This is a genomic window from Aquitalea sp. LB_tupeE, assembly GCF_013391415.1.
Classification (GTDB): Bacteria; Pseudomonadota; Gammaproteobacteria; order Burkholderiales; family Chromobacteriaceae; genus Aquitalea.
The window spans coordinates 24,947-36,024 of sequence record NZ_JACAXB010000034.1 but is presented as its reverse complement, the minus strand read 5'-3'; the positions used below and the strand labels follow the sequence as shown (position 1 = coordinate 36,024).

9 protein-coding genes are annotated in these 11,078 nt (G+C 60.6%); 2 read left to right on the top strand and 7 right to left on the bottom strand.

What is annotated here, in order from left to right:
* Positions 1–253: 253 nt before the first annotated feature.
* Complete coding sequence (gene pgeF / locus HWX34_RS17810) at positions 254–1,009, bottom strand: peptidoglycan editing factor PgeF (RefSeq protein ID WP_178973521.1); 756 nt, start codon at positions 1,007–1,009, stop codon at positions 254–256.
* A complete protein-coding gene (gene rluD / locus HWX34_RS17805; RefSeq protein ID WP_178973520.1) occupies positions 996–2,099 on the bottom strand; it encodes a 23S rRNA pseudouridine(1911/1915/1917) synthase RluD in 1,104 nt (367 codons plus the stop codon). The genes pgeF and rluD overlap by 14 nt, the downstream gene beginning before the upstream one ends.
* Here rluD and HWX34_RS17800 point away from each other — a divergent pair.
* On the top strand, positions 2,098–2,889 hold the full coding sequence (locus HWX34_RS17800; protein ID WP_178973519.1) for an outer membrane protein assembly factor BamD: 792 nt from the start codon (positions 2,098–2,100) through the stop codon (positions 2,887–2,889). The two genes, rluD and HWX34_RS17800, sit on opposite strands and share 2 nt — an antisense overlap.
* An 88-nt stretch (positions 2,890–2,977) precedes the next feature.
* Here HWX34_RS17800 and HWX34_RS17795 read toward each other — a convergent pair whose 3' ends face one another.
* Positions 2,978–3,316 carry a P-II family nitrogen regulator gene (locus tag HWX34_RS17795; protein ID WP_045846995.1) on the bottom strand — a complete coding sequence of 113 codons (339 nt, stop codon included), beginning with the start codon at positions 3,314–3,316 and terminating at the stop codon, positions 2,978–2,980.
* A gap of 147 nt (positions 3,317–3,463) precedes the next feature.
* Between HWX34_RS17795 and purL the strand changes: the two genes are divergently transcribed.
* A complete protein-coding gene (gene purL / locus HWX34_RS17790; RefSeq protein WP_178973518.1) occupies positions 3,464–7,423 on the top strand; it encodes a phosphoribosylformylglycinamidine synthase in 3,960 nt (1,319 codons plus the stop codon).
* Between the two features lie 94 nt (positions 7,424–7,517).
* Here purL and HWX34_RS17785 read toward each other — a convergent pair whose 3' ends face one another.
* Genes HWX34_RS17785 through HWX34_RS17770 form a run of 4 tightly spaced genes read right to left on the bottom strand, consistent with a single transcriptional unit; the run spans position 7,518 to position 11,067 of the window.
* Positions 7,518–8,003, bottom strand: coding sequence for a cytidine deaminase (locus HWX34_RS17785; protein WP_370459777.1), 486 nt, complete (start codon positions 8,001–8,003; stop codon positions 7,518–7,520).
* A gap of 30 nt (positions 8,004–8,033) precedes the next feature.
* On the bottom strand, positions 8,034–8,936 hold the full coding sequence (locus HWX34_RS17780; RefSeq protein WP_178973516.1) for a LysR family transcriptional regulator ArgP: 903 nt from the start codon (positions 8,934–8,936) through the stop codon (positions 8,034–8,036).
* Between the two features lie 32 nt (positions 8,937–8,968).
* Positions 8,969–10,174, bottom strand: a complete 1,206-nt coding sequence (locus HWX34_RS17775) for a CynX/NimT family MFS transporter (protein ID WP_178973515.1) — start codon at positions 10,172–10,174, stop codon at positions 8,969–8,971.
* Positions 10,171–11,067 (bottom strand): pirin family protein, encoded by an 897-nt coding sequence (locus HWX34_RS17770; RefSeq protein ID WP_178973514.1) that lies wholly within the window; start codon positions 11,065–11,067, stop codon positions 10,171–10,173. The genes HWX34_RS17775 and HWX34_RS17770 overlap by 4 nt, the downstream gene beginning before the upstream one ends.
* Between the last annotated feature and the right edge of the window lie 11 nt (positions 11,068–11,078).

Sequence of the window (11,078 nt, the reverse complement as noted above, 5' to 3'; positions counted from 1 at the left end):
CAGGGGCATCGCTTTTTTTTGGGGCAGGCGCGCCTGTATTTGGTGCCGGCAAGAAATCCAGTAAAGACAAGCATCTGGGTGCTGGTGCGGCTTTACCGCAAGATATGGTGTTGGCCCTGTGTTGCGAAGGCGCTACGCCTTTGGCATGAAAAATTGATGACGTTTCATCTTTTTCTGCATTGCCTGCCAGCAAGACGGTATGAAAAAACGGCAGCCTGCACGGGGCGGGCTGCCGTTCCGGGTGGCGTGCTGCTCAATCTTGCGGCTGCAGCCAGATCAGGCTGGCCATGCGGCCGGTAATCTTGTCACGGCGATAGGAGAAGAAGCGCTCGCGGTCGATGACGGTGCAGAAATCCCCACCGTATATCCGGTCAATACCCAGTGCCGCCAGCCGCTGGCGCGCCAGCAGGTAGATGTCGGCCAGGTATTTGTCTTCACCAATGGCTGTAAAGGCGTGCTCGGCTGCCGTGTCCTGCGCCATGAAGGCGGCGCGTACTTCTGCACCCACTTCGAAGGCATCCGGGCCGATGGCCGGGCCCAGCCAGGCCATCAGGCTGGAGGCTTCCACGCCGGTGGCGGCTACGCTGGCTTCCAGCACACCATCGCACAGGCCGCGCCAGCCGGCATGCGCGGCCGCCACCACGCTGCCTGCGTCATTGCACAGCAATACCGGCAGGCAGTCTGCCGTCATCACCACGCATACCTTGCCGGGCGTGCTGCTGTAGCTGGCATCGGCATCCTGCAGGGTATCGCCTGTTTCGGCAGCATTCACCACATGGGTGCCGTGTACCTGATTCAGCCAGGCCGGTTCGTCCGGCAGGTAGCTGCGCAGCAGTTCGCGGTTGGCGGCCACTGCGTCGGCATCATCCCCGACATGGCTGCCCAGGTTGAAACTGTTGAACGGCTGCAGGCTGCGGCCACCCTGACGGGTGGTAATCAGGGTGTGCACATTGGCCGGGGCAGGCCAGTCGGCCTTGAGCCACTGGCTGGCGGGGTCAGTCGCGGACATAGATCACCTCGATGTCGCCATCGTCGTCTTCATCATCCTCGTCGTCCCAGTCTTCTTCATCGCCCTCATCACCCAGGGCGGCCTGTTCCAGCCGTTCGCCGCCTTCGCCGCGCAAGGTGTTGAGCAAGTGCATGAAGTCATCCGGTATCGGGGCCTGCCAGCTGCGCTCCTCGCCGGTAGCCGGGTGTACCAGTGCCAGCTTGTAGGCGTGCAGGGCCTGGCGGGCCAGCAGCTTGACTGCGTCGGCCACGTAGTCATCCATCTTGTGGCGCGGGTTGCCGTAGACGGCGTCGCCGGCCAGCGGATGGCGCGCTTCGCGCATGTGGACGCGAATCTGGTGGGTGCGGCCGGTTTCCAGCTTGCATTCGATATAGGAATGGCTGTCAAAGCGTTCCAGCACGCGTACATGGGTAATGGCAGGCTTGCCACCAAACTTCAGCACCGCCATTTTCAGGCGGTTGTGCGGGTCGCGGCCTATCTGGGTGCTGATGGTGCCGTCAAACGGCACCACGCCATCGGCAATGGCGCGGTAAATGCGTTTTACCGTGCGTGCTTGCAGCTGACGGACCAGTTCGGTCTGGGCCGGAACTGTCTTGGCCACTACCATCAGGCCGGAGGTGTCCTTGTCCAGCCGGTGCACAATGCCGGCGCGCGGCACATGGGCCAGTGCAGGGCAGTGATGCAGCAGGCCGTTGAGCAGGGTGCCGGTCCAGTTGCCACTGGCCGGATGCACCACCAGACCGGCCGGTTTGTTGACTACCAGGATGTGGTCGTCTTCGTAAATAATGGGCAAATCCATGGCTTCCGCCTGGTAAGCCATTTCTTCATTTGACTGAACAATGGTAACGTCCAGCTTTTCGCCACCCAGCAGCCTGGTTTTCGGGGGGACGACTTTGCCGTCCACCAGTACATGGCCATCCTTGATCCATTGGGTCAGGCGGCTGCGGGAGTAATCGGGGAGGAGTTTGGCAAGAGCTGCATCGAGGCGTTCGCTACACATGGATAGCGGAACCTCCAGCTGTTGACTTGCAGATACCTCGTTTTCCGAGATATCGCTATAATCCTCCGAGTCATAGTAAGGATCGGTCATGAAAAGATACGTTGTAGCAGCAATGTTGGTGATGGGGCTTGCCGGTTGTGCAACCACGGAAACCTACGACGAAACGCGCGGCTGGACCGTGGAAAAGCTCTACTCGGAAGCTCGGGATGAACTGAACAGCGGTAATTATACCCGTGCTGTCAAGCTGTACGAAACGCTGGAAGCGCGCTACCCCTATGGTCGCTATGCCCAGCAGGCCGAAATGGACCTGGCCTACACCCATTACAAGGATAACGAACCCGAGCTGGCTGTCGCCGCTGCCGACCGATTCATCAAGCTGCACCCGGCCCACCCGAATGTGGACTACGTGTACTACCTGAAGGGTTTGGTCTACTACAACGACGACCAGGGCATGCTGTCGAAGTGGGCTGGCCAGGACATGAGCGAGCGCGACCCGAAAGCCGCCCGCGAATCCTTCCTTGCCTTCCGCGAGCTGACCACGCGCTTCCCGAACAGCAAGTATAGTGCGGATGCGCTGGAAAAGATGAACCGTCTGGTGGATGCGCTGGGTGGTGGCGAAATGCACGTGGCGCGTTATTACATGAAACGCGGTGCTTACCTGGCTGCGGCCAACCGTGCGCAGAACGTGGTGAAGGAATACTCCAACACCAAGTATCCGGAAGAAGCACTGGCGCTGATGTCGGTGGCTTACGACAAGCTGGGCATGACCAAGCTGGGTGACGATGCCAAGCGCGTGCTGGCGCTCAACTACCCCAAGAGTGCCTATCTGACCCAGCCGTGGCAGGTGGAAGAAATGCCGTGGTGGAAGGTGTGGAAGTAAGCCATTTCTGATGCAGTATGCAAAAAAGGCCGCGTTTGCGGCCTTTTTGTTTGCCTGCCATCCGGGTGGGCGGGATGGCGCGGGCTGATCAAATCGCGTCTTCGTTGGTTTCGCCGGTACGGATACGCACCACTTGCTCGACGGCAGTGACAAAAATCTTGCCGTCGCCAATCTTGCCGGTGCGGGCGGCTGCCACGATGGCTTCGATGGCGCGGTCTACCAGGTCGTCCGCCAGAATCACTTCCACTTTGACCTTGGGCAGGAAATCCACCACGTATTCGGCACCGCGATACAGTTCGGTATGGCCTTTCTGGCGGCCAAAGCCCTTGACCTCGGTAACGGTCAGGCCGTTGATGCCAAGGTCGGACAGGGCTTCACGCACTTCATCCAGTTTGAAGGGTTTGATCACGGCTTCGATTTTTTTCATGCTCAGGTGCTCCTTGCGGTGACTTTATTGTTCCGTAAATGCGCTGTGGACGATTGATAGCCCGACATTCGCCGCAGAATGGCCTTAATGTACGGCCTGTTTTGCTGTATTATGACGCGCTTTCCTGATACTTGTCGCGAGTGTTGCATGTCGACCATTCTCAAGCTGCGGGGCGGTGCTGCCCTGTCCCAGTTTCGTCTTGAAAAACTTCTCGCTGCCGCCCAAGAGGCCGGTTTGCCCGAGATCAGCCTGAAAGCCGAATTCTGGCATTTTGCCGAGAGCGAAAGCGAACTCTCGACCGAACAGCAAGGCATTCTGGGCAAGTTGCTCAACTACGGCGAGGCACCTTACGCCGAAGCGCCGCAGGGCGAATTGTTCCTGGTGACGCCACGACTGGGTACGCTTTCCCCATGGGCCTCCAAGGCTACCGATATTGCCCGTCACTGCGGGCTGGAACAAGTGCTGCGGATCGAGCGCGGCACCGCTTACTGGGTAAGCACCGCTGGTATATCTTTAAGTGAAGAGGCTCGTCAGATTCTGGCGGGCCTCTTGCACGATCGCATGACCGAAACCGTGCTGGGCGCGCTGGACGATGCCGACAAGCTGTTCGTCCACATGGACCCGCAGCCGCTCACCAGCGTGGACATCCTGGCCGGTGGCCGTGCCGCACTGGAAGCCGCCAACCGCACACTGGGCCTGGCGCTGTCCGAAGACGAAATCGTCTACCTGGTGGAAAACTTCACCCGCATGGGCCGCAATCCCACCGACGTTGAGCTGATGATGTTTGCCCAGGCTAACTCGGAACATTGCCGTCACAAGATTTTTAATGCACAGTTCGTGATCGACGGCGTAGAGCAGGGCAAGTCCTTGTTCCGCATGATTCGTGACACGCATGATGCACATCCGGAAGGCACGCTGGTGGCCTACAAGGATAATGCCTCGGTGATTGAAGGCGCGTTCATCGACCGTTTCTATCCGGCCCCGGAATCGGCCGAGTACGGCTTCACCACCGAACCGACCGACATCCTGATGAAGGTGGAAACCCACAACCACCCGACCGCCATTTCCCCGTTCCCTGGTGCATCCACCGGCTCCGGCGGTGAAATCCGTGACGAAGGCGCCACCGGCCGTGGTTCGCGCCCCAAGGCTGGCCTGACCGGCTTTACCGTATCCAACCTGAACATTCCGGGCTTTGTGCAGCCGTGGGAAGTGTACAGCGAAGACAAGGCCGAATACGGCCGTCCGGGTCGCATTGCTTCCGCCCTGCAAATCATGCTGGACGGCCCGATTGGCGGCGCTGCCTTCAATAACGAATTCGGCCGTCCCAACCTGACTGGCTACTTCCGTACCTTCGAAGAAGTGGTCGACGGCGAAATGCGCGGCTACCACAAGCCCATCATGATTGCCGGTGGCCTGGGCAGCATTCAGCAGCAACAGATTCACAAGAATGAAATTCCGGAAGGTGCCTTGCTGATCCAGCTGGGTGGCCCCAGCCTGCTGATCGGCCTGGGTGGTGGTGCGGCATCCTCCATGGACACCGGTGCCAACAGCGAAAACCTGGACTTCGATTCGGTACAGCGTGGCAACCCGGAAATCGAACGCCGCTGTCAGGAAGTGATTGACCGCTGCTGGCAGTACGGTGCCGACAACCCCATCGTGTCCATTCACGACGTGGGTGCCGGTGGCCTGTCCAATGCCTTCCCGGAGCTGGTGAACGACGCCGGTCGCGGTGCCATCTTCCACCTGCGCAAGGTGCACCTGGAAGAAAAGGGCATGACCCCGATGCAGATCTGGTCCAACGAATCGCAAGAGCGTTACGTGCTGGCCATCCTGCCGCAGGATCTGGACCGCTTCACCGCCATTTGTGAACGCGAGCGTTGCCCGTTTGCCGTACTGGGCGTGGCCACCGACGACGGCCACCTGCAAGTACGCGACGACCACTTCAACAACAATCCGGTGGACATGCCGCTGGAAGTATTGCTGGGCAAGCCGCCGCGCATGACGCGCGACGTGAAGACCGTGCCGCTGGAATTCCGCGTGTTCGACGCTTCGCGCTTCCCACTGAAGGAAACCGCTTACCGCGTGCTGCGCAATCCGGCCGTGGCAGACAAATCCTTCCTGATCACCATCGGCGACCGCTCGGTGGGCGGCATGACCGCACGCGACCAGATGGTTGGTCCGTGGCAGGTGCCGGTGGCCGACGTTGCCGTCACCACCATGGGCTTTAACAGCCATCGTGGTGAAGCCATGGCCATGGGCGAGCGCACGCCGACTGCCTTGTTCAATGCCGCGGCTTCCGGCCGCATGGCGATTGGTGAATCGCTCACCAATATGGCCGCCAGCTTTGTCGGCCATATTGGCAATATCAAGCTGTCCGCCAACTGGATGGCCGCTGCCGGCCACCCGGGTGAAGACGCGCGCCTGTACGAAACCGTGGAAGCGGTATCGAAACTGAGTCAGGACCTGGGCGTCAGCATTCCGGTGGGTAAGGACTCGCTGTCGATGAAGACGGTATGGGAAGAAAACGGCGAGAAGAAGTCGGTGACGGCACCGGTTTCGCTGATCGTCACTGCCTTTTCCCCGGTGGAAGATGTGCGCAAGACGGTAACCCCGCAACTGCGTAACGAAAAAGACACTGACATCATCCTGGTAGATCTGGGTTATGGCCGCTGCCGCCTGGGTGGCTCCATCTACGGCCAGGTCTGGAAAGCCATGGAAGGCCGTGCGCCGGACGTGGAAAGCCCGGCCCAGCTGGCTGCCTTCTTCAACACCGTGCAAAGCCTGCTGCGTGACGACATGCTGCTGGCTTATCACGACCGTGCCGATGGCGGCCTGTTCTCCACGCTGGCGGAAATGATGTTTGCCGGTCACGTCGGCCTGACTGTTGACTTGCAAGAGCTGGTGATCGAACGCAAGAACACCCAGCGCCTGATCGACGACTTTGTACAACCTACCCCGGAAGCCGCAGCACACGGTCGCATCATGCGCGTGCTGTTCAATGAAGAACTGGGTGCCGTGTTGCAGGTGAAGAAGGCGCACACCGCTGAAGTGATTTCCCGCTTCATGGCCGCCGGTATTGGCCGCGAGCTGTTCGTGCTGGGCAAGATCAACAGCAAGGACCGCCTGATCATCAATCATCATGGTGAAGAGCTGTTCAACGAAAGCCGTGTGGATCTGCACAAGGCCTGGAGCGAAACCAGCTATCGCCTGCAGCGCATGCGCGACAACCCGGCCTGCGCCGACAGCGAACACGTGCTGCTGTCCGACACCCAGTCGCAAGGCCTGTTTGCCAAGCTGTCGTTTGACACCGAAGAAAACCCGGCGGCACCGTTCATCGCCACTGGCGCGCGTCCGCGCATGGCCATCCTGCGTGAGCAGGGGGTGAATGGTCAGCTGGAAATGGCTGCGGCATTCGACCGTGCTGGTTTCCAGGCGGTAGACGTGCACATGAGCGACATCATCAGCGGTCGCGTGTCGCTGGCCGACTTCAAGGGCCTGGCTGCCTGCGGCGGTTTCAGTTACGGCGACGTGCTGGGTGCCGGTGAAGGCTGGGCCAAGAGCGTGCTGTTCAATCTGCGTGCCCGCGAGCAGTTTGAAGCCTTCTTCCAGCGTGGTGACACCTTCGCGCTGGGTGTGTGCAACGGTTGTCAGATGATGTCCAACCTGTCCGGCATCATTCCGGGTGCCCAGCACTGGCCGAAGTTCCAGCGCAATGCGTCCGAGCAGTTCGAAGCCCGCTTCACCATGGTGGAAGTCACCGAATCGCCGTCCATCTTCCTGGCGGACATGGTGGGCAGCCAGCTGCCAGTCGTGGTCAGCCACGGTGAAGGCCGTGCCGTGTTTGCCCCGGGCGCACAAGATGGTGTGATCACCGCCCTGCGTTATGTGGACTTCAACGGCAAGCCGACCGAAACCTATCCGCTGAACCCGAACGGTTCACCGGCAGGCATTACCGGTGTCACCACCGCCGATGGCCGCTTTACCATCATGATGCCGCACCCGGAGCGCGTGTTCCGCACCGTGCAAAACAGCTGGCATCCGGAAAACTGGGGCGAAAACGGTGCCTGGTTCCGCATGTTTGCTTCGGCCCGTCGCTGGGTTGGTTAACAGCAGTTCACAGTGCGGCGCGCGTTGCGGCGCTGCAAAACAAAACGGAAGCCTGCTGGCTTCCGTTTTTTTATCTGTGATTGCAGGGAAAGGTTCAGGTTTGACTGGCGGCGTCGGCAAGGTTTTGCGGGCCGAAAGCATGGGGCAGCAGCTGGTCCAGCGTGGTGTTGATACGGGCTTGGCCGTCGCAGATGCTGCGCACCAGCATGTATGGCCCAAATTCGTTCAGCACCTGGCGGCAGGCCCCGCATGGGGAGGTCGGGGTGGCCGTGGGGGTGTAGACGCACACCGCGACCACCTGTTGCAGGCCATGCAGCACCCGGGCGGAAAACAGTGCGGTGCGTTCCGCGCAATTACCCAGGCCATAGCTGGCGTTTTCCACATTGCAGCCAGGGTGTATCAGGCCTTTGTCGTCCAGAATGGCAGCGCCAACGGCAAAGCGGCTGTACGGCACATAAGCCTGACGGGCTGCGGCGCGGGCAGCAGCTTCCAGCGCTGCCCATTGCTCGGGGCTGGGGTTGTTGTTTGCCATGGATTCTCCGGATGGATCAAGCAGGGCGCGTGATCTTGCGCCGCGCACAACATGCTGTCAACCGGCTTTGTGTGTGAATCAGGCTGGATCGCCTTGGCGTAATACCCGGGCAGCATGATGCAGCAAGGCTGCGCTCAGTGCTTGAGCCAGTGACGATTCCACCCGCCAGTGATGCCAGTACAGTGGCAGGTCCACGTACTGACCGGGCAGCAGGTTGATCAGCCGACCGCTGGCCAGATCGTCGTCTATCATCAGCTCCGGCAGCAGGCTGTAGGCCAGCCCCAGCCGGGTTGCCTGCACAAAGCCTTGCGGTGTGGGCAGCGTCAGGTGCGGTGTGCTGCCTTCATACGCGGCAAACTGTTGCAGAAATTCGCTGTGCAGGTCGTCCTTGCCGCTGAAAATGATGGCTGGTGCCTGGGCCAGTGCCGCCGGGGTGAAGCCATCGGCAAAATAGCGGGCGGCAAAATCCGGCGTGGCCAGGCAGAGGTAACGCATGCTGCCCAGAAAGTGACACTCGCCACCCTGAATCGGCGTGGGCCGGGTGCCGATGCAGCCGACGACATGGCCATTGCGCATCAGCTCGTGGGTGTAGTCCTGATCGTCCATCATCACGTCAATCAGCAGGCGACGCTCGTGCACGACGGTTTGCACCGCAGGCAAAAACCAGGTGGCCAGGCTGTCGGCATTCACACCCACCGTCAGCGTGGTGAAACTGCTGTCTTCCGTGTCGGGTTGCAGTGTGCTGCGCAGTTCGCCCTCCATCAGGCACAGCTGCTGGTAATGGCGTAACAATAAACGGCCACTGATGGTGGGAGCGGGCGGAATGGTGCGGGTGAGTACCGGCTGGCCAAGGTTTTCTTCCAGCTGGCGTATGCGCTGTGAAATGGCGGACTGGGTCAGAAACAGTTTGCGTGCCGCCTTGTCAAAGCCGCCGGTTTCCACCACAGCTGACAATGCTTCCAGTTGTTTTGGGTCCAGCACCGGACGCTCCCGCGTGAACAAGGTGGCTCATGCTAATGGCTGCGCGGCCGGATGGCAAACAGGACGGCAGCGAGTACTACTCCGGCCAGAAACAGGGGGCGCGCCACGCTCCAGTCGGTGCTGCCCGCCACCAGGGCGGCAAGTAGCAAGGGGCCTAGCAATTGGCCCAGATTGGCCAGCTGCACGAAATAGCCTTGCAAGACAGCCAGCTGCACCGGGCTTTGGCTGAGTCCATGCGCTGAGGACAGAGCGGCGGGCGGCACCGCACCGCCACAAAAGGCAAGCAGCAGGCACAGCAGGTAGGCTGCATCCGCCGGCAAGCCGGGCCAGTAAGCCAGCACGCCGCTGAAACCCATCAGCCCCAGTGCACAACAAATCAGCGTATCGCGCGCCATACCACGCTTAAGCAGCCAGGCCCCGGCAAGGTTGCCGGGAATATTGGCCACCACAGCCAGTGCCGACAGCAGTGCAATATGGCTGGCATTCAAATCCGGCCGGGCTTGCAACATGGTTGGCAGCCAGACAAAAACCGCCCACAGCATCAGGGTATACAGCATGAAAGCGAGGCCATAACGCCACACCGCCGACTGGCGTAACACGGCAAATGGCGCTGCCGGTGGTGGAGTGCTTGCTAGCGTCTGCGCGTTGCGCTGCCGGAAAACCGGCTTGCATGCCAGCAGTAACAGCAAGGCCAGCAGTTGCAGCACCATGCCTGCCAGCCAGGCCAGTCGCCAGCCACCCATGGTGGCCAGTGCCGGTGTCAGCAGCATGCCGATAGCGGCACCCAGCGGCAGGTTGACCGCCCACAGGCTGAGTGCCAGGTGTTTGTCCTTGTTGCATGCCAGGCTGATGATCATGCCCGGCATGGCTACCGAGACCAGCAAGAAGCCGATGCCTTCGATCACCCGTGAGCTCAGCATCATGGTAAGGCCATGTGCAGGTAAAGCCACTGCACCGCCAAGCAATAACAGCAAGAGGCCGATGATGCCTGCTTGCAGTGCATTCCAGCGCATCAGCAGCAAACCCATGAACAGACTGAGCACGATGGCCAGGCTATTGAAGGCAGAAGCAATCCAGCCGCCTTCAACCAGGCTCAGGCCCAGTTCCTGTCGCAGCAGACCCAGCACTGCCGGCACCTTGCCCAGGCAGAAAGCCCCGGCAGCTCCGGCAAAAATGGCAATCAGCACGGCCGGCCAATGAGTGGCCTGCATGGCTGGCTGCTGGCTGGGCGCGCTCATGCGGACGTATGGCTGTTGCGCAGCCAGTCGTCCTTCAACTGCCCGAACTCACCGCGCTGATACGCGCGGATGCGGTCGTTGATTTCCTGGCTGCTATTCATCACGAAGGGGCCGTGCTTGACCAGCGGCTCGCGCAGCGCCGGGCCGGACAGCAAGACAAAATGACAGCCCTCAGCTGCGAAAAGCTTTAACTCAGCTGCTTGCGTCGCTGTAGTATCCAGGCCGATGCCAATGGCAGATCCGGCCGGGATGATCGAATTTTGTCCGTCGGCGCTCAGTTGTAGCGGCGCGTCGATGGCGTAGAGCATGGCATTCCAGCCAGGCGGCAGTTGATGGGTGAAACGCTGGCCTGCATCAATAAAACCATCCAGCAAGGTAAAGGCTTCCGGTAGTGCTGATGTGTGGGCGGCGTGGATGCCGTTGCTGCTGCCGGCTGCAATACGTACCCGCACGCCTGGTGCATGATATTCCGGGATGTCTGCCGGTTCGGCATGTACAGCAAACGGTGCCTGCATTTTCTTGCTGGCTGGCAGGTTGACGAAGATTTGCAGTGCATGTACGTGCGGGTTTGTGCCTTCCGGCTGTTCGGTATGCACCGCGCCGCGCCCGGCGGCCAGCCAGTGCAGGGCACCGGGCACGATGGGGCCCTGGTTGCCCATGGAGTCGTAATTGACATGCGGGCTAGTGGCATCCTCGAACATATAGGTCACGGCGGAAATGCCGGCGTGCGGATGTGGTTCGAAGGTGGGGCTGGTCATGTGGAAGTGATCCACCATCACCACCGGGTCGATCAGGCCTTGGAACATCTGTTCGCCAAAGTGCCGGGCCTGAAAGCCGGTGTCGATGGTGAGTGCTTCGCCGTGAACCGGTGCAGAAATCTTCAGTTGGGTCATGGTGCTGGTTT

Bases quoted from the DNA above. Each gene is read 5' to 3' on its own strand.
- pgeF (WP_178973521.1), bottom strand. From the start codon at position 1,009: ATGTCCGCGACTGACCCCGCCAGCCAGTGGCTCAAGGCCGACTGGCCT.
- purL (WP_178973518.1), top strand. From the start codon at position 3,464: ATGTCGACCATTCTCAAGCTGCGGGGCGGTGCTGCCCTGTCCCAGTTT.
- HWX34_RS17770 (WP_178973514.1), bottom strand. From the start codon at position 11,067: ATGACCCAACTGAAGATTTCTGCACCGGTTCACGGCGAAGCACTCACC.
- HWX34_RS17800 (WP_178973519.1), top strand. From the start codon at position 2,098: ATGAAAAGATACGTTGTAGCAGCAATGTTGGTGATGGGGCTTGCCGGT.
- rluD (WP_178973520.1), bottom strand. From the start codon at position 2,099: ATGACCGATCCTTACTATGACTCGGAGGATTATAGCGATATCTCGGAA.
- HWX34_RS17775 (WP_178973515.1), bottom strand. From the start codon at position 10,174: ATGAGCGCGCCCAGCCAGCAGCCAGCCATGCAGGCCACTCATTGGCCG.
- HWX34_RS17795 (WP_045846995.1), bottom strand. From the start codon at position 3,316: ATGAAAAAAATCGAAGCCGTGATCAAACCCTTCAAACTGGATGAAGTG.